Source organism: Streptomyces sp. NPDC031210 (assembly GCF_055570395.1).
In genome coordinates this window covers 142,293-163,761 of sequence record NZ_JBVIHH010000010.1, presented here as the reverse complement: position 1 = coordinate 163,761, position 21,469 = coordinate 142,293, and the positions used below count along the sequence as shown (strand labels likewise).

General features: G+C 73.5%; 23 protein-coding genes. 15 read left to right on the top strand and 8 right to left on the bottom strand.

What is annotated here, in order from left to right:
• Positions 1-448: 448 nt before the first annotated feature.
• Positions 449-1,735 (top strand): amidohydrolase family protein, encoded by a 1,287-nt coding sequence (locus ACZ45Z_RS19985; protein WP_468364188.1) that lies wholly within the window; start codon positions 449-451, stop codon positions 1,733-1,735.
• Positions 1,736-1,933: 198 nt separating this feature from the next.
• Here ACZ45Z_RS19985 and ACZ45Z_RS19980 read toward each other — a convergent pair whose 3' ends face one another.
• Positions 1,934-2,698 carry a GntR family transcriptional regulator gene (locus ACZ45Z_RS19980; RefSeq protein WP_468363882.1) on the bottom strand — a complete coding sequence of 255 codons (765 nt, stop codon included), beginning with the start codon at positions 2,696-2,698 and terminating at the stop codon, positions 1,934-1,936.
• Between the two features lie 334 nt (positions 2,699-3,032).
• Between ACZ45Z_RS19980 and ACZ45Z_RS19975 the strand changes: the two genes are divergently transcribed.
• The 3 genes from ACZ45Z_RS19975 (at position 3,033) to rocD (ending at position 5,958) form a co-directional block, all read left to right on the top strand.
• Positions 3,033-3,539, top strand: coding sequence for an Lrp/AsnC family transcriptional regulator (locus tag ACZ45Z_RS19975; protein WP_468363879.1), 507 nt, complete (start codon positions 3,033-3,035; stop codon positions 3,537-3,539).
• 326 nt (positions 3,540-3,865) lie between these two features.
• Complete coding sequence (gene ddaH / locus ACZ45Z_RS19970; RefSeq protein ID WP_468364186.1) at positions 3,866-4,675, top strand: dimethylargininase; 810 nt, start codon at positions 3,866-3,868, stop codon at positions 4,673-4,675.
• Positions 4,672-5,958, top strand: a complete 1,287-nt coding sequence (gene rocD, locus ACZ45Z_RS19965) for an ornithine--oxo-acid transaminase (RefSeq protein ID WP_468363876.1) — start codon at positions 4,672-4,674, stop codon at positions 5,956-5,958. The genes ddaH and rocD overlap by 4 nt, the downstream gene beginning before the upstream one ends.
• 31 nt (positions 5,959-5,989) lie before the next feature.
• On the opposite strand, the gene ACZ45Z_RS19960 is transcribed toward rocD, so the two are convergent.
• A complete protein-coding gene (locus tag ACZ45Z_RS19960; RefSeq protein ID WP_468363874.1) occupies positions 5,990-6,556 on the bottom strand; it encodes a TetR/AcrR family transcriptional regulator in 567 nt (188 codons plus the stop codon).
• A 179-nt stretch (positions 6,557-6,735) separates the two neighbouring features.
• On the opposite strand from ACZ45Z_RS19960, the gene ACZ45Z_RS19955 reads away from it, so the two are divergent.
• On the top strand, positions 6,736-7,215 hold the full coding sequence (locus ACZ45Z_RS19955; RefSeq protein ID WP_468363872.1) for a nuclear transport factor 2 family protein: 480 nt from the start codon (positions 6,736-6,738) through the stop codon (positions 7,213-7,215).
• A 19-nt stretch (positions 7,216-7,234) separates the two neighbouring features.
• Here ACZ45Z_RS19955 and pdxR read toward each other — a convergent pair whose 3' ends face one another.
• Entirely contained in the window at positions 7,235-8,776 is a 1,542-nt protein-coding gene (pdxR, locus tag ACZ45Z_RS19950) for a MocR-like pyridoxine biosynthesis transcription factor PdxR (RefSeq protein WP_468363869.1), read from the bottom strand.
• 28 nt (positions 8,777-8,804) lie between these two features.
• Here pdxR and ACZ45Z_RS19945 point away from each other — a divergent pair, with 28 nt between their 5' ends.
• Positions 8,805-9,677 carry a methyltransferase domain-containing protein gene (locus tag ACZ45Z_RS19945; RefSeq protein ID WP_468363866.1) on the top strand — a complete coding sequence of 291 codons (873 nt, stop codon included), beginning with the start codon at positions 8,805-8,807 and terminating at the stop codon, positions 9,675-9,677.
• 64 nt (positions 9,678-9,741) lie between these two features.
• On the opposite strand, the gene ACZ45Z_RS19940 is transcribed toward ACZ45Z_RS19945, so the two are convergent.
• Positions 9,742-10,620, bottom strand: a complete 879-nt coding sequence (locus ACZ45Z_RS19940; protein ID WP_468363863.1) for a helix-turn-helix transcriptional regulator — start codon at positions 10,618-10,620, stop codon at positions 9,742-9,744.
• A gap of 129 nt (positions 10,621-10,749) precedes the next feature.
• Between ACZ45Z_RS19940 and ACZ45Z_RS19935 the strand changes: the two genes are divergently transcribed.
• Positions 10,750-12,246: an MFS transporter gene (locus ACZ45Z_RS19935; protein WP_468363861.1), complete on the top strand. Its 1,497-nt coding sequence runs from the start codon at positions 10,750-10,752 to the stop codon at positions 12,244-12,246.
• 100 nt (positions 12,247-12,346) lie between these two features.
• Here the strand turns inward: ACZ45Z_RS19935 and ACZ45Z_RS19930 are convergent, their stop codons facing one another.
• Positions 12,347-12,778 (bottom strand): nuclear transport factor 2 family protein, encoded by a 432-nt coding sequence (locus tag ACZ45Z_RS19930; RefSeq protein ID WP_468363858.1) that lies wholly within the window; start codon positions 12,776-12,778, stop codon positions 12,347-12,349.
• 102 nt (positions 12,779-12,880) lie between these two features.
• On the opposite strand from ACZ45Z_RS19930, the gene ACZ45Z_RS19925 reads away from it, so the two are divergent.
• A complete protein-coding gene (locus tag ACZ45Z_RS19925) occupies positions 12,881-13,471 on the top strand; it encodes a PadR family transcriptional regulator (protein ID WP_468363855.1) in 591 nt (196 codons plus the stop codon).
• A 1-nt stretch (position 13,472) separates the two neighbouring features.
• On the opposite strand, the gene ACZ45Z_RS19920 is transcribed toward ACZ45Z_RS19925, so the two are convergent.
• Positions 13,473-14,393, bottom strand: coding sequence for a helix-turn-helix domain-containing protein (locus tag ACZ45Z_RS19920; RefSeq protein WP_468363852.1), 921 nt, complete (start codon positions 14,391-14,393; stop codon positions 13,473-13,475).
• A 118-nt stretch (positions 14,394-14,511) separates the two neighbouring features.
• On the opposite strand from ACZ45Z_RS19920, the gene ACZ45Z_RS19915 reads away from it, so the two are divergent.
• A complete protein-coding gene (locus ACZ45Z_RS19915) occupies positions 14,512-15,570 on the top strand; it encodes an NAD(P)-dependent alcohol dehydrogenase (RefSeq protein ID WP_468363850.1) in 1,059 nt (352 codons plus the stop codon).
• A 174-nt stretch (positions 15,571-15,744) separates the two neighbouring features.
• A complete protein-coding gene (gene rpmF / locus ACZ45Z_RS19910) occupies positions 15,745-15,915 on the top strand; it encodes a 50S ribosomal protein L32 (protein ID WP_468363848.1) in 171 nt (56 codons plus the stop codon).
• A 64-nt stretch (positions 15,916-15,979) separates the two neighbouring features.
• Here rpmF and ACZ45Z_RS19905 read toward each other — a convergent pair whose 3' ends face one another.
• The gene (locus ACZ45Z_RS19905) at positions 15,980-16,813 is read right to left on the bottom strand and encodes an alpha/beta fold hydrolase (RefSeq protein WP_468364183.1); all 834 of its coding nucleotides are present in this window, start codon (positions 16,811-16,813) and stop codon (positions 15,980-15,982) included.
• Between the two features lie 436 nt (positions 16,814-17,249).
• Here ACZ45Z_RS19905 and ACZ45Z_RS19900 point away from each other — a divergent pair, with 436 nt between their 5' ends.
• The 3 genes from ACZ45Z_RS19900 to ACZ45Z_RS19890 all read left to right on the top strand — a co-directional run bounded on the left by ACZ45Z_RS19900 (position 17,250) and on the right by ACZ45Z_RS19890 (position 19,437).
• On the top strand, positions 17,250-18,029 hold the full coding sequence (locus ACZ45Z_RS19900; protein WP_468363845.1) for a DUF4232 domain-containing protein: 780 nt from the start codon (positions 17,250-17,252) through the stop codon (positions 18,027-18,029).
• 233 nt (positions 18,030-18,262) lie between these two features.
• Positions 18,263-18,559, top strand: coding sequence for a type II toxin-antitoxin system VapB family antitoxin (locus ACZ45Z_RS19895; protein ID WP_006604254.1), 297 nt, complete (start codon positions 18,263-18,265; stop codon positions 18,557-18,559).
• A gap of 224 nt (positions 18,560-18,783) precedes the next feature.
• On the top strand, positions 18,784-19,437 hold the full coding sequence (locus ACZ45Z_RS19890) for a LytR C-terminal domain-containing protein (RefSeq protein ID WP_468363842.1): 654 nt from the start codon (positions 18,784-18,786) through the stop codon (positions 19,435-19,437).
• 97 nt (positions 19,438-19,534) lie between these two features.
• Here ACZ45Z_RS19890 and upp read toward each other — a convergent pair whose 3' ends face one another.
• On the bottom strand, positions 19,535-20,173 hold the full coding sequence (gene upp / locus ACZ45Z_RS19885) for a uracil phosphoribosyltransferase (protein WP_468363839.1): 639 nt from the start codon (positions 20,171-20,173) through the stop codon (positions 19,535-19,537).
• Positions 20,174-20,350: 177 nt separating this feature from the next.
• On the opposite strand from upp, the gene ACZ45Z_RS19880 reads away from it, so the two are divergent.
• Positions 20,351-20,557: a hypothetical protein gene (locus ACZ45Z_RS19880; protein WP_468363837.1), complete on the top strand. Its 207-nt coding sequence runs from the start codon at positions 20,351-20,353 to the stop codon at positions 20,555-20,557.
• 190 nt (positions 20,558-20,747) lie between these two features.
• Complete coding sequence (locus tag ACZ45Z_RS19875; protein WP_468363834.1) at positions 20,748-21,296, top strand: tRNA adenosine deaminase-associated protein; 549 nt, start codon at positions 20,748-20,750, stop codon at positions 21,294-21,296.
• The last annotated feature ends 173 nt before the right edge of the window (positions 21,297-21,469 follow it).

Below are 21,469 nucleotides of genomic sequence, written 5' to 3'. Positions count from 1 at the left end.
GGCGAGCGGGTTGGCGAACGAAGAGAAGGACCAGGGAATGCCGTCGGGTGGCGAGCGGCCGGAGAGAACGGACCGGCGGGACGGAACGGACCGGCGGGAAGGAACGGACCGGCGGGAAGGAACGGACCGGCGGGACGGAACGGACCGGCGGGACGGAACGGACCGTCAGGAGTGGGCGTATCTGCCGGAGAGCGTGAACCAGGCGGAGGGGGCGGACCCGGCGGGCCCGGCGAGCCAGGCGGACCCGGCGGGCCAGGACCCGGCCCCGGCCGCGCCACCCGGCCGATTCGACCGGCGGAAGTTCCTCGTCAAGGCCGGGCTGACCGGCGCGGGCGGGTTCCTCGGCGCGTCGGTGGCCGGTGGCGGGAGCGCGGCCGCCGCCACGCCGCCCCCGGCACCGGGCAGGGCGCGTACGCCGCGGCCCGAGCAGTTCAGCGGCGCGAAGCAACTGCTCGTGCCCGAGCTGCTGCTGTTGCCGGACGGGCTCGCGCGCGGGCGGGCCGTACTCGTCGAGGGCGGCAGGTTCCGCGACATCGGTCCGGCCGAGCGGCTGATCGCCAAGTACCCCTCGCTGCGGCCGGTGCGCCTGGACGGCCACCTGCTCATGCCCGGCTTCGTCGACGCGCACCACCACCTGACCCAGAGCTTCGGCAAGGCCCAGTCGTTCGGGCAGCCGTCGGAGATCTTCAAGACCGTCTGGGAGCCGCTGGAGCATGCGCTGGACGAGGAGAGCGCCTATCTGTCGGCGAAGTTGGCCGCGCTGGAGGCGCTGCGCGGCGGCTTCACGACCGTCGCCGATGCCGGGACGCGGGCGCCGGTCGACGTGGCGGCGGTGGCCAAGGGCACGGAGGAAGCCGGCATCCGGTGCGTCCTGTCCAAGATCGTCTCCGACGGGAAGGGCGGTCCGGCGCACCTGGGACGCTGGGACGGGCATCCGCTGGTCCATCCCTCGCTGGCGATAGCCGTCCCCGAGGACGCGCCCGCCGAGGTGATCAAGAGGACGGCGGCTCTGTGCGCCGACGCCGACGCGGTGCTCCAGATCCACGTCAACGAACATCTCGCCTCCGTCGAACGGTCGTTGAAGAGTGTGGGCCGGCGGCCGCTGGAGTACCTGCACCACATCGGCGCCCTGGGGCCGCACACCCTGGGCGCGCACGCCACCCTGCTCACCCCCTCGGAGATGCGCCTGCTCGCCGACTCCGGTGCGGCGATCAGCTACAACCCCGTGGCCAGCGCCTGGAAGGGCAACGGCGTCACCCACGCCACCATGCTGGCCGCGATGGGCGTACGGTTCGGCACCGGCACCGACGGCACCCGCGGCGACGGCTTCCGGCTGATCGACGCCGCGGAGACGGCACAGCGGCTGGCGTACGGCATGGGGGCGGGCGACTCCGTCTGCGGCACCGGACGGCTCTGGCTGGAGCACGCCACCTCCCTGAGCGCCGACGCCCTCGGGCTGGGCCGCGTCACCGGGTCGATCGCCGTGGGCAAGGCCGCCGACTTCCTCGTCGTCGACATCGACGTCCCCGAGCTCACGCCCTCCTACGACCTGGGGTGGGAACTCGTTCGCCTGGCGAACCGCGACCAGATCGCCGCGGTCGTCGTGGGCGGCCGCCTGCGCCTGTGGCACGGCTGGCCGCCGGACTGGGACGGGCCGGCGCTGGTGGCGCGGGCCGCGAAGACGGGTCCTGAGGTGGTACGCCGGGCGAACATCCAGCGGGTCGAACCGAGGTGAGCCGGCGGCCCACGAGGTGAGCCGGTCCCCGAGGTGAGCCGCCCCCTCAAGTGAGCCGACCCCAAGTGAACCGACCCCTTTGACCCCTGTCACGGAGGCCCGGCCCCCTGTCACGGAGGTCCGGGCCTCGGCCGCCGCCACGATCACGAGTGGCCCGGGCTCGGCCGCCCCCCCGATCACGGGGGTGGCCGAGGCCCCCTACTTCCCCCGCGCCATCGTCGCGTGCAGGGTCAGCCGGTCCCCCCGCAGGTGGATGAACTCCAGGTCGGCGGGCCGGCCGTCGGCGAGCCGGGTGAGGCGTTCGACGGCCAGCACGGCGCCGCCCTCGGGCATCGCCAGCACCGCGCACGTCGCCGGATCCGCGACCACGGCCCGTACCGACACCTCGGCCGTGCCCAGCGGCGCCCCGGCCGCCGACTCGATCAGGTCGAAGACGTCCTGGTGCTCCAGGGTGTCCCGGGCCAGCGCCAGCAGCGGTTCGCCCACCTCGGGGAGGAGGTAGGTGCAGTCCAGGGACAGCGGCACGCCGTCGACCCGCCGCAGTCGTTCCAGATACACGGCCGGGCCGCCCTCGGGCAGGCCCAGCCGGCGGGCGACCGACCCCGGCGGCCGTACGGTCCGCGCCTCGCGGACCTCGTTGACGACCACGCCGTGCCGCTGGAGGACCTCGGCCAGCCCGGACAGTTCGCCGAGCGGATGCGCGTACGTGCGCCCGGCCACGACCGTGCCCACGCCCCGGCGGCGCACCACCAGCCCCTCGTCGCGCAACAGCCCCAGCGCCTCCCGGACGGTGTTGCGGGAGGTGGCGAACTCGGCGACCAGCGCCCGCTCGTCGGGCAGCACACCGGTGGGAAAGGCCCCGCCCAGCACCTGCCCGCGCAGGACGTGCGCCACCCGCCGGGCCCGGTCCGCCCGCGTCAGCGGCTCACCGGGCGCGCCCGCACCCGCCGTCGGCCCGTCCATGGCGCCTCCCCTCCCCTGACTGACACCCCCGCGGCCCCGACGCTAGGCGACCGACGTTGCGGCGAGGTTACGCCACCCACTCTGACCTGCATCGATGCCTGACCTGCGGGTCCGGCGTACGCGGCGCGGGCAACGCCACCGGGCACGCCGCCCCCGAACCCGCGCCCCGCCCGCGCCCGGGTCTCGCTCCCCCGCCCGCGCCCGGGTCTCGTTCCCCCAGGTGTCGGCCGCGTCCGCGCCCCGGCCGTATCGCTACCGTGGGGCGACTCCGGGCCGATCACACCCGATGGGGGAGCGCCGACGATCGCGGAGTGGAACAGGAGGGTCGCCCGTCATGACCACCAAGGCCGCGCCGTTCGACGACTTGGACCGCAAGATCGTCGCGGCGCTGATCGAGAACGGCCGGGCGAGCTTCGCGGAGATCGGCGCCGCCATCGGCCTGTCGGCCACCGCGGTCAAACGCCGCGTCGACCGGATGCGGGAGACCGACGTCATCACCGGCTTCACCGCCACGGTCCGGCCCGCCGCGCTCGGCTGGCTCACCGAGGCGTACGTCGAGGTGTACTGCGACAGCGCCGCACCGCCCCGGCGGCTGGCCGAGGTCGTCCGCAACCATCCCGAGATCGCCGCCGCCATGACCGTGACCGGCGGGGCCGACGCGCTGCTGCACGTCAGGGCCACCGATGTCGAGCACTTCGAGGAAGTGCTGGAGCGCATCCGGGCCGAGCCCTTCATCCGAAAGACGATCAGCTACATGGTCCTCTCCCACCTGCTGCCGGAGAGCCCGGAGGCCGGGGCCCGTCACCCGTCCGCCCCAGCCGACGCAGCAAACCTGCGCTGACCAGGCAGATCACGCAGGATTCCGGCGCCGGCACGCAGCGTTCGACGCTTGTCGCGCGACGACTTCGCTCCTTACCGTGGGGACACACCCGGACACCGCCCGTCACCCCTGGCCGTCTCCGGGCATCCCGCAGCGAGCGAAGGGATCCTTCATTGCCGACGAGCCTCCTGCCACCGGACCTGCCGCCGGATCTGCCGCCCGACCCCCTGCCCCCGGGCACCCCCGGCGTCCTCCCCACCGGCACCCTCCCCGCCGACGCCCCGCCGGACGGCGCCGCGGCCCTCGTCCCGCAGCCCACACCGCGCGAGGCGCTCCCCCGGCAGTTCCTGGTCTGCGCACCCCGCCACTTCGACGTGCGGTACGCCATCAACCCCTGGATGCGCGAGGACGCGCGGGTGGACACCGCTCGCGCGCGCCACCAGTGGGAGACCCTGGTCCGCGCCTACCGCGACCACGGCCACACCGTGCGGACGGTGGAGCCGGTGGCCGGCCTGCCGGACATGGTGTTCGCGGCCAACTCGGCCCTCGTGCTGGGCGGCCGGGTCTTCGGCTCGCACTTCCACGCGCCCCAGCGGCGGCCGGAGTCCGCAGCGTACGAGAGCTGGTTCCGGGCCGCCGGCTACGACGTCCACCGGCCGGAGTCCGCCTGCGAGGGCGAGGGCGACCTCGTACCGGCCGGCGGCTGGATCCTGGCGGGCACGGGCTTTCGCACCACCCGGGCGGCCCACGCCGAGGTCCAGGAGTTCTTCGGCGTCCCGGTCATCGGACTGCAACTGGTGGACCCGTACTTCTACCACCTGGACACCGCCCTGTTCGTCCTCGATCCGTCCGCCGACGACGGCCCGCCGGACCCCGCCCGCCCCCGCGTCGCCTACTACCCCGAAGCCTTCTCCCCCGGCAGCCGCGAGGTGCTCCGCCGCCTGTTCCCGTATGCCGTGCTCGCCACCCGGGACGACGCCATGGCCTTCGGCCTGAACTCCGTCTCCGACGGCCGCCACGTCTTCGTCGCGCCCGGTGCGACGGCCCTCATCGACCAGCTCGCCCACCGCGGTTACGTCCCCGTCCCCGTCGACCTGTCGGAATTCCACAAGGCCGGCGGCGGCATCAAATGCTGCACCCAGGAGATCCGTCCATGACCGCTCCCACGTCCGTCACCGGCACCCAGGCGACGCCCCTCCCGACCCCCGCCACCACCACCCCCACCCCACGTTCCTCCCCCTACTCCTCCTCCGCGGCCGTCATCCGCGCCGAGGAGCCGGTCCTGGCGCACAACTACCACCCCCTGCCCGTCGTCATCGCGCGCGCCGAGGGCGTGTGGGTCGAGGACGTCGAGGGCCGGCGCTACCTCGACATGCTCGCCGGATACTCCGCCCTCAACTTCGGCCACCGCCACCCGGCGCTCATCGAGGCCGCCCACCGCCAGCTCGACCAGCTCACCCTGACCTCCCGCGCCTTCCACCACGACCGCCTGGCCGGCTTCGCCGCCGCCCTGGCCGAGTTGACCGGCCTGGACATGGTGCTGCCGATGAACACCGGCGCCGAAGCGGTCGAGAGCGGCATCAAGGTGGCCCGCAAGTGGGCGTACGACGTCAAGGGCGTCCCGGCGGACCGCGCCACCATCGTCGTGGCCGCCGGCAACTTCCACGGCCGTACGACCACCATCGTCGGCTTCTCCGACGACGAGACCGCCCGCGCCGGCTTCGGCCCCTTCGCCCCCGGCTTCCGCGTGGTCCCCTACAACGACCTCGCCGCCCTCGAAGCCGCCCTCGACGAGACGACGGCCGCGGTGCTGATCGAGCCCATCCAGGGCGAGGCCGGCGTCCTCATCCCCGACGACGGCTACCTCACCGGCGTACGCGACCTGACCCGGCGCGCCGGCTGCCTCTTCATCGCCGACGAGATCCAGTCCGGCCTGGGCCGCACCGGCCGCACCCTCGCCGTCGACCACGAATCCGTCGTCCCCGACGTCCTGCTGCTCGGCAAGGCGCTGGGCGGCGGCATCGTCCCGGTCTCCGCCGTCGTCGCCCGCCGCGAGGTCCTGGAGGTGCTCGGCCCCGGCGCCCACGGCTCCACCTTCGGCGGCAACCCCCTGGCGGCCGCGGTCGGTTCGGCCGTCATCGACCTGCTGAACACGGGCGAATTCCAGCGCCGCGCCACCGAACTGGGCGAGGTCCTGCGCACCGGCCTCGCCGCCCTGACCGGCAAGGGCGTCACCGGCTTCCGCACCCGCGGCCTGTGGGCCGGCGTCGACATCGACCCCGCCCTCGGCACCGGCCGCGCCCTCAGCGAACGCCTCCTGCACGAAGGCATCCTCGCCAAGGACACCCACGGCTCCACGATCCGCCTCGCCCCGCCCCTGACCATCACCCACGAGGAACTCCAGTCGGCCCTGGCGGGCTTGGAACGGGCGCTGGGGTAGCGGAAGGGGGCCGGCTCCCGGGCCGGCCCCCTCATCCGCCCGCCGCCGCCACCAACACCCCCGCCGCCGCCCGGGCGTGGTCGGCGGTGGTGGGGTCGCCGGTGAGGGCGGCGGTGGTGAGGGCGCCGTCGATGAGGAGGGCGAGTTGGGTGGCCAGGTGGGCGGGGTGGGGGACGGGGAGGTCGCGGGCGAGGTCGGTGAGGTAGGCGTGCAGCGCGTGCTTGTGGGTCCGGGCGGCGTGGGTGACGGCGGGTGAGGTGGGGCCCAGTTCGCCGAAGGAGTTGATGAAGGCGCAGCCGCGGAAGCCGGGCTCGGCGAACCAGGCGGCCAGCCAGTCGAAGACGGCGGCCGGGCGGTCCTGCGGGGTGGCGGCGTGCTGGGTGACGTACGCGGCGAGGGAGGCGCGCCAGCGGGTGTCGCGGCGGCGGAGGTAGCCCTCGACCAGGTCGTTCTTGGAGGGGAAGCAGGCGTAGAGGCGCTTGAGGGAGACCCCGGCGGCGGCGCGGAGTTCGTCCATGCCGACGGCCTGGATGCCGCGCTCGTAGAACAGCTTCTCGGCGGCGTCGAGTATCCGCGTGCGGGCTTCCTCGTGGTCCATCGTGAGCCTCCTCGCTCGGGCGGGTCTCATCCGGGGCTGCCAGGTCTCCGGGCTTCCGACGTTCGGCTCCCGGCGTCCCTTCCCAGGAGAACGAACGTTCTCTAGGGTAGCCGGACGGGATGGAGAACGACCGTTCTCCCTCTCCTCTTCCGGTTGTCCACACGAGCGAGGAGTCCGCCATGTCACCACGGCCACCGTTTCCGCCCCGTCCGCCCCTTCCGCCGTTCGACGAGCAGAGCGCGAGACGGAAGGTGCGGGCCGCCGAGGACGCGTGGAACACCCGCGACCCCGAACGCGTCGCGCTCGCGTACACCGAGGACTCGGTCTGGCGGAACCGCGACACGTTCCTGACCGGACGGGAGGCCATCGTCGCCTTCCTGCGCGGGAAGTGGGCGCGCGAGCTGGACTACGCGCTGCGCAAGGAGCTGTGGTCGTTCAGCGGGAACCGGATCGCGGTGCGGTTCCAGTACGAGTGGCACGACGCCGGCGGCCAGTGGTGGCGCAGCCACGGCAACGAGTTGTGGGAGTTCGCGCCGGACGGGTTGATGCGGCGCCGCGAGGCCGGCATCCACGACGTTCCGATCGGGGAAGCGGAGCGCCGCATCTTCGGCCCGCGCCCGGCGGAGGAACGGGAAGGCGCCGCGCTTCCCGTGCGATGAGAGGAAGGACGGGGGTCCGTCATGTGCGTCCGCGCGTCAGGGGGCGGAGCGCCGTGCCGAGGGTGGCCATGGCTTCGGTGAGGTCGTCGGGGGTGCGTGCCGCGTAGCCGAGGACCAGGCCGGGGTGGGCCGGGCGCTGGGTGTGCCAGGACAGTGGCTGGACTTTCACGCCCCGTTCCAGGGCGGCGGCGGCCAGGTCGGTGTCGGCGAACCCTCCGGCCGCGAAGGTGATCGTCAGGTGCAGGCCCGCCGCCGCGCCGTGCACGCGGGCGCCCGGCAGATGTCGACGGATCGCGTCGGTCATGGCGTCCCGGCGGCGGCGGTGCCGGCCGCGCACCAGCCGCAGGCGGCGTTCCAGCTCGCCCGACTCCATCAGCCGGGCGACGACCAGTTGGGGCAGGAGGGGGTTGCCGAGGTCGGCGAAGCGCTTGGCTTCGATGAACGCGTCCCGGTACTGAGGCGGGGCGAGCAGCCAGCCCACACGCACGGCGGGCGCCAGGATTTTGGAGACGCTGCCGGCGTAGCAGACCCGCTCGGGGAGCAGGGCGCGCAGGGCCGGCACCGGAGCCCGGTCGTAGCGGTGCTCGGCGTCGTAGTCGTCCTCGATGACCAGGCCGCCGTCGCCGGCCCAGCGCATCAACTCGCGACGTCTGGGGCCGCTGAGCACCACCCCGGTCGGGAACTGGTGGGCCGGGGTGAGCAGGACGGCTCGCGCACCGCAGGCGCGCACCGCGTCGACGCGTACCCCCTCGGCGTCGACCGGGACCGGCGGCGTCGCCATCCGCCCGTACCGCAGGTGCTGACGGGCTCCCAGCGAGCCGGGGTCCTCCACCGCGAGGGCGTCGAGACCGTCGGCGCGCAGCACCCCCGCGATCAGCCCAAGTGCCTGTGCGGTGCCCGCGACGACGAGCACCTCGCCCGGGTCGGCCCTGATACCGCGGTTACGGGCCAGCCAGTTGGCGACGGCGACGCGCAGCGCCGGGGCGCCCCGGGGATCGCCGTATCCCAGGTCGGCCGCCGCCAGGTCGGCGAGCACCGCGCGTTCGGCGCGCAGCCAGGCCGCGCGCGGGAACGCGGTCAGGTCGGGGACACCCGGCGTGAGATCGATCCGGGCGGGCGCGGCGCGCAGGGCGTCGTAGACGTCCGCGCCGGGCGCCGCGTCGAACAGGGCGGCGGGCGCGGCTTCGGCCGGGGACGCACCGCCCGGCGCGAGGTCGTGCGCGGCCGGAGCGGTGACGGGTGCGGCCACGACCACCGTTCCGCCGCGCCCCCGCCCCGCCACCTGCCCGTCCTCGCTCAGGCGTTGGTACGCCTCGGTGACCACACCTCGGGAGACGCGCAGGTCGGCGGCGAGCACTCGGCTGGCGGGCAGCCTGCTCCCCACCGGCAGGCGGCCGTCGGCGATGGCGAGCCGCAGGTGCCGGGCCAGCCAGTCGGCGCGCCCACCGGCCGGCGCGTCCTCTATGGCGAGTTGGAGGAAGTCGGAGCCGCCGGTGGTGGCGGGCGCGCCGGACGCGTCGATTATGGACCGGTCATCGAGGTGATCTTTGGACCTGTTCACCGGGCCATTGTGGGACCACGGTGAACCCATGGACACAGCGAGGGAAGACATGGCCGACATGGCGGTACGGGCGGTCGCGAGCGGATACGTGCACGGCTACTCCGAGGACGAGGCGCGGCGGCTGGCGGACCAGGCGGACACGCTGGCGGCTCTCCTCCATGACGGCACGGCGTATCCGGCCGGCAGCCGGGTACTGGAGGCGGGCTGCGGGGTGGGCTCACAGACAGTGCGGCTGGCCGGCAGCAGCCCCGGGGCGCGGATCGTCGCGGTGGACCGGGACGAGGCGTCCCTCGCACGGGCGCGCGCACACGTGGCGGCCCACGCACCCGCGGCGAACGTGACGTGGCAGAGGGCCGACTTGCTCCAACTCCCCTTCACCGGCGGCTCGTTCGACCACGTTTTCCTGTGCTTCGTGCTGGAACACCTGCCGGACCCGGTCCGGGCACTGGTCGAACTGCGGCGTGTGCTGCGGCCCGGCGGCACGCTCACCGTGATCGAGGGGGACCACGGCTCGGCCCTCTTCCACCCGGACAGCCGCCGGGCCCGGGACGTGATCGCCCACCAGGTCCGCCTGCAAGCCGCCGCCGGCGGCGACGCGCTGATCGGCCGGCGGTTGCGGCCGCTGCTCACCGCCGCCGGGTTCGGACAGGTGGCGGTCCGTCCCAGGACCGCCTACGCCGACGGGAGCAGGCCCGCGCTGGTCGACGGCCTCACCCGGAAGACCTTCATCGCCATGATCGAATCCGTGCGGGAGCGAGCGCTGGGCGCCGGCCTGACCACTGCCGCCGACTGGGACCGGGGGATCGCCGACCTGCGCCGGGCCGCGGACGACGGGGGCAGCTTCCACTACACGTTCTTCAAGGCCGTCGCCGTACGGGAGGGGGCAGGCGGCCGCCCGTAAGCTCCCGGGAGACCGCCGCCTCCTCACTCCGCCCCCACCACCGCCCGGGCGGTGATCAGGCGCATCACGCGCGCGAGGCCGCCAGCTCCTCCACGGCGTCCGCCGCAGCCGCCGCGCCCGCCGCGCAGCGCTGGAGCGCGGGCAGTTTCCCGGCCGTCTCGGCGTCCCCCGGCATGCAGGCGAAGAGCTTGACGCCGGGTGCGTCCAGCGCCGCCAGCTTCACGTAGTCGAAGGCCAGCCGCCCGACCCAGGGGTGGTCGAACTCCCGGCGGTTGCTGCCGAAGTCCGCGAGGTCGTGCGCCTCCCACCACACCCCGAACTCCGCGCTCGCCTCCCGCAGCGCGGCCGTGAGCCGCTGGAAGCGCGGATCGCCCAGGCGCCGCTGGGTGTCCGCCCGGAACTGGGCGAGCAGATTCCGCGCCTGCGCCTTCCAGTCGACCATCAGCGTGCGCATCGCCGGATCGGTGAACACCAGCCAGATCAGGTTGCGTTCGTCCGGCGCGAGCGTGCCCGGGTCGCCGATCAGGCCCGCCTCGGCGCGATTCCAGCCGACCAGGTCCCAGTTGGCGTCCAGGAGGTAGGCCGGATGCGGTTCGAGCGCGTCCACCAGCCGTTGGAGGGCAGGCCCCGGTCCGCGGCCGACCGGCTGCTCCGGCGCCTGCACACCGGCCAGCGCGAACAGGTGCCGGCGCTCGACCGAACTGAGCATCAGGGCGCGCGCCAGGCTGGTGAGGACCTGCCGGCTGACGGTGATGTCCCGCGCCTGCTCCAGCCACGTGTACCAGGTGACGCTGACCCCGGAGAGCTGGGCGACCTCTTCGCGCCGCAGCCCGGGCGTACGCCGCCGGGGCCCGGCAGGGATGCCCGCGTCCTTCGGCGTGATCCGCTCCCGGCGCGAGCGCAGGAATTCCGCGAGAGCGCGCCGTCGCTCCTGGTCAGCCATCGCGCTCCCGTTCGCAGCCGTCTCCGCCGGTGCCGGCCGGACCGCGGCCCGGACACGGAAAGGGGGTGGTAGCGACACCAGCATAAGCGGTCTCTGTATCTCCGGTCCGGCCTCAACGACCCTTGCGGCATGACCCAGACCCAACCCTCAGACGCCACCGGGCAGCAGGCCGCGCCGACGTCACCGGCGGTGCCTGAGGCCGACCGGCGATCCGGTGCGGACCGGGGTGCGGCGCCGTGGCGGGCCCTGACCATCGTGCTGGTCGGGGCCTTCATGGCCGTTCTCGACACGTTCATCGTGCTCGTCGCGGCCCCCGCCATCCAGGCCGACCTGCACGCGAGCGCCGCCGACATCCAGCTCATCCTGGCCGGCTACCAGCTCACCTACGCCATCGCGCTGATCACCGGCGCCCGCCTCGGCGACCGCTACGGCCGCAGGCGGATGTTCGTGATCGGCATGGCGCTGTTCACGCTGTCCTCGGTGGGCTGCGCGCTCGCCCCCGACCCCGGCAGCCTGATCGCCGCCCGGCTGGTGCAGGGGCTGAGCGCGGCCGCGATGTTCCCGCAGGTCTTCGCGATGATCCAGGTACTGGTCCCGGCCGAGAAGCGGCCCAAGGCGTTCGGCGCGCTCGGCGCGGTCATCGGGATGTCCACGATCGTCGGCCAGTTGCTCGGCGGCGTACTGATCTCCGCCGACCTCTTCGGCTCCTCATGGCGCCCGGTCTTCTGGGTCAACGTCCCCATCGGGGTGGCCACGATCCTCCTGGCGCTGCTGTTCGTCCCGGAGTCGCGGGCCCCCGAGGCCCGGCGGCTCGACCTGCCCGGCGCCCTGGTCCTGACCGTGGCCCTGTTCCTGCTTGTTGTGCCGGTGGTCGAGGGCCGCTCGTACGGCTGGCCGCTGTGGACCTGGCTCAGCCTGGCCGGCAGCGTCCTCGCCTTCGCGGCGTTCGGCCTGGTGGAGCGGCGGGTGGACGCGGCGGGCGGAGCGCCGCTGGTCCGGCTCCAGTTGCTGCGCGAGCGGCCGTTCGCGGTCGGCATGACCCTGGTCGTGCTGGCGTACGCCGGCATCAACTCCTTCTTCCTCATCCTCTCGCTCACCCTCCAGGACGGCCTGGGGATGGACGCGCTCGGCGCCGGCCTGGTCTACACCCCGCTCGCCGTCGCCTTCTTCGCGGCCAGCCTCGTCGCCGGCCGACTCGCCCGCTTCGGGCGCCGCGTCCTGCAACTGGGCGCGCTGGTGGGCGCGGTGGGCTTCCTCGCCACCATCGGCCTGGCCGTGAGCGCCGGTTCCGCGCTGACCGCCTGGTCGCTGGCGCCGACGCTGGTCCTGGTCGGTGCGGGCAACGGGCTGCTGGTCACCCCGCTGCTCAACGCGGTGCTCGTCAACGTCGGCCCCAAGGAAGTGGGCATGGCCTCCGGCGTGCTCTCCACCGGCCAGCAGGTCGGCGGCGCGGTGGGCGTGGCGCTCGTCGGTGTCCTCTACTACAGCGCCCTGGGCGGCGCGGCGCACAACGACACCGGCGCGTACGGCCACGCGCTGACCGTCGCCGTCGTCTTCAACGTCGTCCTGTCCGCGTCGATCTCGGCCCTGCTGCCGGCCCTGCCGCACGCCACCCGCCGCACCTGACCCCATCCGCCCCCACCCACCCCTCTACGCCGGTCCTTCCGCGTCCCCCGTCGCGGAAGGACCGGTCCCGCTTTCCGGGACACCGCACCCCTCGGCTCCGCTACGGCTGCGGCACGAGCCCGTCGGCGACCAGGCCGGCGAGTACCGCCTCCCCCAGGGCCAGCACCGCCGACTGCGGTCGCACCATCACCGTGAATTCCTTGACCAGGCCGGCCTCGTCGAACTGCAGCAGGTCGATGCCGTGGATCTGCTTGCCGTTCACGGTGGCCCGGAAGATCAGGACCGCCGACTCGGCCCGGCCGGCGTCCGCGCCGGCCGCCGTTTCGGCGTCGCCGGTCAGCTCGCCCACGTAGCGGAAGTCCTCGAAGGTACGCAGCAGCACGCCGAACAGGCCGAGCACCATCGGCCGGCCCTCGAACGGCGTGAACTTCACCGGGCTGAAGAGGCGGATGTCCTCGGTGAAGAGCTCCTCCAGCGCCTCCAGCCGTCCCTCTTCCACCGCTGCCCTGAACCGGTCCGTCGTCGTCGCCATGACGCCTGCCTCTCTCTGCCCGAAGCCCGCTAGCCGCTAGTCATGGATATGATTAGTCAGATTCTTGAGTATGGGAAGAGGGAACGGGGAGGAGGTCGCGCGATGGCTCTCAAGCACGCGGTACTGGCGGCCCTGCTGGACGGTGAGTACAGCGGTTACCAACTGGCCAAGGCGTTCGACGCCGGTGTCGCCAACTTCTGGCACGCGCTGCCGCAGCAGCTTTACGCGGAACTGGCCCGGCTGGAGTCGGAGGGGCTGGTCGCCGGCCGCGAGGTGGTGCAGGAGACCCGGCCCAACAAGCGGCTGTTCCAGGTCACCGACGCCGGCCTCGCCGAGCTGGAGCGCTTCGCGGCGGCCGCCTCGAAGCCGTCGTTCATCCGTGACGACCTGCTGGTCAAGGTGCAGGCGGTCGACGGGATCGACGCCGCCCCGGTCATCGCCCAGTTGACCGAGCGGGCCGCGGTCGCCGCCGCCAAGGTGGAGGTGCTGGACAAGCTGCTGACCCGGCTGCGCGGCGACCGGGACGAGGCCGCGTTCCTGGCGCACGGCACGCGGATCGGCCCGTATCTGACGTGTCTGCGGGGTGTGGGATTCGAGCGGGAGACCCACGACTGGTGCCTGCGGGTCGCGGCGGTGTTGCGGGCACGGCACGGGGACGACGGCGCCAACGATGCGGCACGGCAGGGGAGTTGACCTACGAGGGGCCCGCCGCATCTTCGGGCCCACGGCGGCCGCGCCCTGGACCATCCGCGTCCAGCGTCCACGACAGCAGCAGCCGCAGCGATTCGGCCGACGCCGATCCCGGCCGCGCGTGGTAGGTGATCAACTGCCGGCCCGGGTCGGCGGGCAGCGTCAGCGTCTCGTAGGCCAGCGACAGCCGGCCGACCAGCGGATGCCTGAGGTGCTTGACGCCGAAGCCCTTGTCCTGGACGTCGTGCCTGGCCCACAGCCGGCGGAACTCCGCGCTCTTGACCGACAGTTCGCCGGTCAGCGAGGCCAGCTCGGGATCGTCCGGATCTCGGCCGGCGTCACGTCGCAGAAAGCCGACGACATCGGCCGCCTTGTCGTCCCAGTTCTCGTACAGCTCGCGCGCGGCGGGGTCCAGGAACACCAGCCAGGCCATGTTCCGCTGCCGCGGCGGCAGGGCGGAGAAATCGCCGAGCAGCGCGCGGGCCGGCCGGTTCCAGGCCAGGATGTCCAGCCGCCGCCCCACGACGTAGGCCGGCACGCCCTCCATCGCGTCGATCAGGTCCCACACCGCGCGCCGCACCCCGTTCCCGGCCGCCGCGCAACGGCCGCCGGCGCCGGTCCGCCCGGCGGGCCGCAGCCGGTGGGAGACCGGGCGGGCCAGGTGGCTCAGGTGATCCCGCTCGGCGTCGGTCAGCCGCAGCGCGTTGGCGATGGCGTCCAGCACCGCGGCCGAGACGTTCCGGCCGCGGCCCTGTTCGAGGCGGATGTAGTACGCGACGCTGACGCCGGCGAGCTGCGCCAGCTCCTCGCGCCGCAGCCCCGGCACCCGCCGCAGCCCGCCGCGCTCGGGCAGGCCGACGTCCCCCGGCCGCAGCCGGGCCCGCCGTGAGCGCAGGAACTCGCTCAATTCGGTGCGCTGGTCCATGGCCGAAAGTATGCGGCGCTTCCTGGATGGCTGGGTGGTCCCGTCAGTAGTAGGAACAGCGTGCATATGTTGAACGGGGCACTGGTTAGGCATCCGCGAACGGCTCATTCTCGATGCCATGACCACCCATACCTCTGTCGCCGCGTACGCCGCGCCCGCCCCCAAGGCACCGCTGGAGCGGACCACGATTCCGCGCCGCGAGCTGGGTGCCCACGACATCCTGATCGACATCAAGTTCGCCGGTATCTGCCATTCCGACATCCACACCGTGCGCGCCGAGTGGGGCGACGGCGGGACCTTCCCGATCGTTCCCGGCCACGAGATCGCCGGTGTGGTGGCCGAGACCGGCTCCGCGGTCTCCCGCTACCGGGTGGGCGACCGGGTCGGCGTCGGCTGCTTCGTGGACTCCTGCCGCGAGTGCGAGAACTGCCGGGCCGGCCTCCAGCAGTACTGCACCGGCGAGCTCGGCAACGTCGGCACCTACGCCGCCACCGGCCGCGACGGCCTGCCCACCTACGGCGGCTACTCCACCCACCTCGTCGTCGACGAGAACTACGCCCTGCGCATCCCCGAGAGCATCCCGCTGGACGCCGCCGCCCCGCTGCTGTGCGCGGGCATCACGCTGTACTCCCCGCTCGCCCACTGGCAGGCGGGCCCCGGCAAGAAGGTCGCCGTCGTCGGCCTGGGCGGCCTCGGCCACATGGGCGTGAAGCTCGCGCACGCGATGGGCGCGGAGGTCACCGTCCTGAGCCAGTCGCTGCGCAAGAAGGACGACGGCCTGCGGCTGGGCGCGGACCACTACTACGCGACCTCCGACCCGGCCACCTTCGAGCAGCTCGCCGACACCTTCGACCTGATCCTCAACACGGTCTCCGCGGACCTCGACCTGAACGCCTACCTGGGCCTGCTGCGCACCGACGGCACCCTGGTCCAGCTCGGCGCCCCCGAGAAGCCGCTCGAGATCGCGCCGTTCGCGCTGATCCCGAAGCGCAGGTCGTTCGCCGGCTCGATGATCGGCGGCATCCCGCAGACGCAGGAGATGCTCGACTTCTGCGGCGAGCACGGCCTGGCCGCGGACATCGAGGTGATCGGCGCGGACCGGATCAACGAGGCGTACGAGCGGGTGCTCGCCAGCGACGTGCGCTACCGCTTCGTGATCGACACCTCCACCATCTGACGGGCGGGGACGACGCCCGGGGCGGCCTGCGACGGGCCGCCCCGGGCGCTTTGTGTGCCGCGACCCCTCGGCACGCCGGTCCCCGGCGGCATTCCGGGGACTCTTTGAAAACGGTACCCATTTCCATATAGCCTAACCTTCGGACGCCCACCGCCCCGAAGGAGGCCCGAATCCATGGCCGTACCCAAGCGCAAGCTCTCCCGCAGCAACACCCGCCACCGCCGCGCCCAGTGGAAGGCCACCCCGCCCCAGCTCGTGCCCGTCACCGTCGACGGCTCGGTCTACCAGGTCCCGCGCCGCCTCGCGAAGGCCCACCGCCTCGGCCTGATCGACCCGCAGGGCTGACCGGCCCCGCCCCGGGCTGCGGGCCACCCTGGCCCGCAGCAACGCAGCCCGCCCGCGGGCCCGCTCACACGGCCGTAGGCGCACCCGTGTGCGCGACGATCGCCGCCGCCAGTTCGCCGTGCGTCTCGGGCGGGAGCGTATGGCCCATACCCTCGACGGCGAGGAACGTCGCTCCGGGGATCGCCTCGGCGATCAGGCGTCCGTGCCCGGGCTTGACCGGTTCCTCGGTGCCCTCGATGACGAGGGTGGGGGCGCGTACGCCGCCCAGCGCACCGGCCGGTTCGAAGTCGGGGTCGGCGGCCCAGGCGAGGCGGTGGTTGGCCACCGCCGCCGGGTTCCGGGCGCGGTCGAACAGCCGCTCCTCGAAGCGCCGTTGCGCGGGCGCGTCGAACGGAAGGGCCGTGCCGTGCAGCACCCGGGCCACCTCGACCTGGAAGTCGATCAGCTCGTCCCGTCCGGCGGGCGGCGGAGCGACCGCCGCCTTGGCGAACAGTTCGACGAACGCGGGCAGGGGCACCGGAAGGCTGCCCGCCGGCTGCGGCTCACCGGTCAGCGCCCGCATGACGACCCGGCCCTCCCGGCCGCCCAGCGGTGACGCCCCGATGGTGGTCAGCGTCGCGACCCGCTCGGGATGCTCGGCCGCGATCCACTGGGCGAACAGCCCGCCCGCCGAGTGGCCGACGAGATGCGCCCGCTCGATGCCCAGCGCGTCGAGCAGGCCCACCGCGTCATCCTTGAGGGCGGCACAGGTGTAGGGGTGCGCGGCGAAGTCCCGGGAGGTCGAGGCGGTGGTCGTAACGGATGACGCGCCGGCCGCCGGCGACCAGTCGGCCGACGAGTGCGTCGGGCCACAGCAGCCCTTGGGACATCGATCCCATGAGGAGCAGCACCGGCGGATCGGACGGATCGCCGTACTCCTCCGTCCACAGTTCGACCTCCCCCACCGGCACCATGCGACCGACCTGCATCATGGGGGCGTCCCCGGAGAGCCCGTCCGGCCTCTCCACCCCGTCCGTCCCGTCCACCCCATGCGCCCCGTCCGGCCGGTGCGATCCCTCAGTTGTCATGGTCTGCTTCCCCCTCGCAGCGACGATGCCGATGCGCGGGACTCTACCGAGTGGCGAACCGACCCCCCGGGGGCGTGCGTCACTCGTCATACGACCCCACGGCCCGCGCCGCCGTCGGCGCGCGTTAGCCGGGCGTTAGCGGATCGCCAGCGACCGCGCTGAAGATCGTGCACACGTCACCCCCGGTGGCCGTGCCGGCGGCCGGCGCCCGCGGGGCCGCACCCGCCGTACTCGCGTCACCCGCAAGCCCGTCCCAGGGGAGCCCAGATGTCGTCCTCCGTCAGCACCCGCCGCGGTCGCCGGTTCGCCGCCGTCGCGCTGGTCGCCGCCGCGCTCTCGCTCTCCGCCTGTCACGGCGACGGCGGCAAGGCGAACGCCGCCTCACCCGCCCAGTCCGCCCCACCGTCCTCATCCACCACATGGCCCGTCTCCCCCACCTCACCCACCGCACCGCCCGGCGCCTCCTCACCGGCGGACGGCGGTACCCGCTCCCCCGGTGGTCGCGTCGCGTGCACGCCCGACATGCTCGGGTTCCACGCCGGCGCGGTACGGCGGCCGGCCCACCGCATGCTGCTGAGCGTCACCAACCTCTCCGACCGGACCTGCGACTTCGCCGCCCAGCCCTATCCGTTGCTGCGCTTCGACGGGGAGCAGCGGGCGGCCACCCCGGTGATACGGGCCAGCGCGCCGCCGGCCGTGGTGTCGCTGGCTCCCGACGCGACCGCGTACGCCGCGATCACCACCTGCGCCGGTCGCCCGGGCGGCCGGCATGCCGGTGGCGGGTCGCACCACCAGGACGGCGCGGACCCGACACCCCACCGGGGCGGGTCGCACCACCAGGGCGCCGCGGACCCGACGCCGCACCAGGGCGGCGCGGACATCCCCGGCGACCGCGGCCAGAAGATCTCCCAGTTCGGTGTCGCGCTGGCCCGCCACACCCCGCCCTCCCAGGTCGGCCTCGACAGCGGCGCGCCCGTATACGTCGACCGGGACACCGCCGAGGTCACGTACTGGCAGTCGCGCCGCGCGGACGCCCTGCGGTGGTGAGACGCAGGGCCACGCGCCGCCCGGCGCCGGAACGCGCCACGCCGCGGTAGCTCTTTCGGGTGTCGGAGGGGCGGCATGCGAACGCCACCGGCCACGGCGCGCCCTGGCCGCCCGCAGCGGCCGGAAACGGGATACACCGACCCGGGCAATGCACCCGTTTTGCGGCACTTCGAGCTCATCACGCTCCCGTGGCATGGCTGCGCCCGGTGCCGCTCGCCCGGTAGGCTTTCCGTGTGATCTTCAAGCGCATCGGAAATGGGCGGCCGTACCCGGACCACGGCCGGGAGAGCACCCGCCAGTGGGCGGACGTCGCCCCGCGCCCGGTACGCCTCGACCAGTTGGTGACGACCAAACAGCAGCTCGATCTCGAAACGCTGCTCGCCGAGGACTCGACGTTCTACGGCGACCTCTTCGCGCACGTCGTGAAGTGGGAGGGCGACCTCTACCTGGAGGACGGTCTGCACCGCGCCGTCCGCGCCGCCCTCCAGCAGCGCCAGGTCCTGCACGCGCGCGTCCTCGAACTGGACTGACCGCCGGACGGACGCCGCCGGACGAACGCCGCCTGCCGGACCGACCACCGGCGACCGCCGCACCCCCGCGCCCGGCCCTGGCGCCTTCGCGACCGGCCCTCCCCGCACCCCTCCCGGCCCGCCCGGCGCCCGCCCCTGCCCGGATTGATCCTTTTGGGTTGGGTCTCGCGCCACGCGTTGATCATTTAGTAGGCATGGCCCCCGCCCCGCACTACGCTGCGCCCATGAGCATGCTGACGCCCCCAGGCATGGGCGGTAAGAAGTACCGCATCACGGGCGACAGGTACCCGAGGATGCGCCGTCCCCGACACCGCCGCCGCATTGCCCTCACCATCGTGGCCGCCGTCTGCGCCCTCGGCCTCGTCGGCTGGGGGACCCTGCAGCTCATCGATGTCTTCGGTGGCAAGGGCAGGACCGCCCAGGCCGCCCCGGGCAAGCACAAATGCCGGGACGGCGCCCCCGCCGGCGGCCCGCACGCCAAGCCCGCCGCCGCCAAGCCGCTGCCCAAGCCGGGCGCGGTGACCGTCAACGTCTTCAACGCCACCTCGCGCGGCGGCCTCGCCAAGCAGACCGCCGACGAGCTCAAGAAGCGCGGCTTCAAGATCGGCAAGGTGGGCAACGCGCCGCCCGCCTACGACAAGAAGGTCAAGGGCGCCGGGATACTGCTCGGCCCCAGGACCGCGGACGGCGGCGCGATGAAGGTGCTGGCCACCCAGCTCGCCGGCACCGAGCAGAAGACCGACGCGCGCAAGGGCACCGAGATCGACCTGATCATCGGCGACGGCTTCAAGGCGCTCGCCAAGCCGCAGGACGCCGAGAAGTCACTGGCCCTGCTGACCCACCCGTCCCCGGCCCCCTCGGGCCTCGACAAGTGCTGACACCGCACCGCCCCCGCACCGCACACGCTCGGGCCCCTCGCCAACCTGTGGCGAGGGGCCCGAGCGGTGCAGAGGGGCGGGGGGAAACGGGTGGGCCTCAGCCGCCCGCCGTGCCGTACATGCGGTCGCCCGCGTCGCCGAGCCCCGGCACGATGTAGCGGTCGGCGTTCAGCCGCTCGTCGACCGCCGCGGTCACCACCGTCACCGGCGCGCCCGCCAGCTCCCGCTCCATGACCTCGACGCCCTCCGGGGCGGCCAGCAGGCAGATGGCGGTCACGTCGTCGGCGCCGCGCCGGATCAGCTCCCTGATCGCCGCGACGAGCGTGCCGCCGGTGGCGAGCATCGGGTCGACGACGTACACCTGGCGGCCCGAGAGGTCGTCGGGCATCCGGGTGGCGTAGGTGTGGGCCTCGTAGGTCTCCTCGTTGCGGACCATGCCCATGAAGCCGACCTCGGCGGTGGGCAGCAGCCGGACCATGCCGTCCAGCATGCCCAGACCGGCCCGCAGAATCGGTACGACCAGGGGCTTCGGGTGCGAGAGCCGCACGCCGGTGGTCGCCGTCACCGGCGTCTCGATGTCGACCTGCTCGGTGCGCACATCACGGGTGGCCTCGTAGGCGAGCAGGGTGACCAGCTCGTCGGCGAGCCGCCGGAAAGTCGGGGAGTCGGTGCGCTTGTCGCGCAGTGTGGTGAGTTTGTGCGCCACCAGCGGGTGGTCGACGACGTGGATCCGCATGGCATCGACAGTAGCCGAGCCGGAAGGCACCCCGTGCCCGTCGCGCTGTACCCGGTGGCCGTCCCGGGTACGCGGTATCGCTGGCATCAAACCACCGAATGGAGGGAAAGTTGGCACGTACGCCCGATTAGTCGTCTCGGCATCGGGCGAGAACCTCGGCCGAGGTGGTGTGTGCGCGTGCCCGATCGCAAGCGGACCGACGACATACGAAGCGCCCCGTCCCGCGCCCGGGACAGCGAGGACGACGCGGCGCGCCGAAGGCGCCGATCGCAGTTCCTGCGCGAACTGCACGAGGCCAAGGAGCTGCGGGACCGGGTCCAGCCGCGCCGCGCCCGGGCCGCCCGCATGCGTCAGGCCATGCGGATGCGCACCTTCCGCTGGTAGCCGCACGCCCCCGCGCCCCCGCTCACGCTCCGGCACGTGAGCGACATCTCTCACAACCAGCTCACGACGCAGCGCCGAAGACCCCGCGCGAACGCGTTGTTTCTGCCACGATTCCGAAGGGGCGGGTCCCGCGGCGCACCAGCGTCGCCCCGCCCGGCCCGGCACGCCTATGACCAGTGGGAGAGTCACGGTGTACTTCGCCGCACTGCTCGCGCGCACCGAAGACGGGTGGGAAGCGAGCGATACGGAGCTCGACGATGTGGAGACCCTGACCGATCTGGCCGATCTGGCCCGAGAGGCGGCGGTCGACGACGACACAGTGGTGGCGTTCATCGAGCAGGAGGGCGCCTGGTTCGGCGTCATCCGGGTGGACGGCGAGGACGACCCCCGGGTCTTCCTCTCCAACGCAGCCGCCGCTGCCAAAAGCTCGTACGGCGCGATGCTGACCGACGAGCTCCTCGGCCGCGAGGAGGACGACGCGGCCGATCTCGACAGCCTCGACCTCGACGGTACGGAGGACGGCGAACCCGAATCGGACGACAACGTTGATGACGACAACACCCCGGACCCGGTGAGCGGCCCGACCGGCCTCGTACCGCCGGCCGGCCCGCTCGGCGACGCCGAGCTCCTGACCGATCTCGGCGTCAGCGGCAAAGAGCTGCTCACGCTGGACAGCGACGCCCTCTCCACCATCGTCGACCTCCTGGGCTGCACAGAGGTCCTGGAAGCCGTGCGCTGACCCGGCCGGGCCCGTGTCGACCGCGCACGGCCCGGCACACCGACCGCACCGACCCCGGCACGGCTCCACGTGCCGGGTCCGTGCGCTACCCACGGGGTCGGGCGCGAGCCGCCGCGCCCCCGTCGCCCCACCTGTCCACCCAGCCCGGCACGCCTTGGCCCGGGCCTCCTGCC

Excerpts from the sequence above, each read along its gene's own strand:
- ACZ45Z_RS19980 (WP_468363882.1), bottom strand. The coding sequence starts at position 2,698 with ATGGACGGGCCGACGGCGGGTGCGGGCGCGCCCGGTGAGCCGCTGACG.
- ACZ45Z_RS19975 (WP_468363879.1), top strand. The coding sequence starts at position 3,033 with ATGACCACCAAGGCCGCGCCGTTCGACGACTTGGACCGCAAGATCGTC.
- rocD (WP_468363876.1), top strand. The coding sequence starts at position 4,672 with ATGACCGCTCCCACGTCCGTCACCGGCACCCAGGCGACGCCCCTCCCG.
- ACZ45Z_RS19960 (WP_468363874.1), bottom strand. The coding sequence starts at position 6,556 with ATGGACCACGAGGAAGCCCGCACGCGGATACTCGACGCCGCCGAGAAG.
- ACZ45Z_RS19955 (WP_468363872.1), top strand. The coding sequence starts at position 6,736 with ATGTCACCACGGCCACCGTTTCCGCCCCGTCCGCCCCTTCCGCCGTTC.
- ACZ45Z_RS19945 (WP_468363866.1), top strand. The coding sequence starts at position 8,805 with ATGGACACAGCGAGGGAAGACATGGCCGACATGGCGGTACGGGCGGTC.
- ACZ45Z_RS19940 (WP_468363863.1), bottom strand. The coding sequence starts at position 10,620 with ATGGCTGACCAGGAGCGACGGCGCGCTCTCGCGGAATTCCTGCGCTCG.
- ACZ45Z_RS19935 (WP_468363861.1), top strand. The coding sequence starts at position 10,750 with ATGACCCAGACCCAACCCTCAGACGCCACCGGGCAGCAGGCCGCGCCG.
- ACZ45Z_RS19930 (WP_468363858.1), bottom strand. The coding sequence starts at position 12,778 with ATGGCGACGACGACGGACCGGTTCAGGGCAGCGGTGGAAGAGGGACGG.
- ACZ45Z_RS19925 (WP_468363855.1), top strand. The coding sequence starts at position 12,881 with ATGGCTCTCAAGCACGCGGTACTGGCGGCCCTGCTGGACGGTGAGTAC.
- ACZ45Z_RS19920 (WP_468363852.1), bottom strand. The coding sequence starts at position 14,393 with ATGGACCAGCGCACCGAATTGAGCGAGTTCCTGCGCTCACGGCGGGCC.
- ACZ45Z_RS19915 (WP_468363850.1), top strand. The coding sequence starts at position 14,512 with ATGACCACCCATACCTCTGTCGCCGCGTACGCCGCGCCCGCCCCCAAG.
- rpmF (WP_468363848.1), top strand. The coding sequence starts at position 15,745 with ATGGCCGTACCCAAGCGCAAGCTCTCCCGCAGCAACACCCGCCACCGC.
- ACZ45Z_RS19900 (WP_468363845.1), top strand. The coding sequence starts at position 17,250 with ATGTCGTCCTCCGTCAGCACCCGCCGCGGTCGCCGGTTCGCCGCCGTC.
- ACZ45Z_RS19890 (WP_468363842.1), top strand. The coding sequence starts at position 18,784 with ATGAGCATGCTGACGCCCCCAGGCATGGGCGGTAAGAAGTACCGCATC.
- upp (WP_468363839.1), bottom strand. The coding sequence starts at position 20,173 with ATGCGGATCCACGTCGTCGACCACCCGCTGGTGGCGCACAAACTCACC.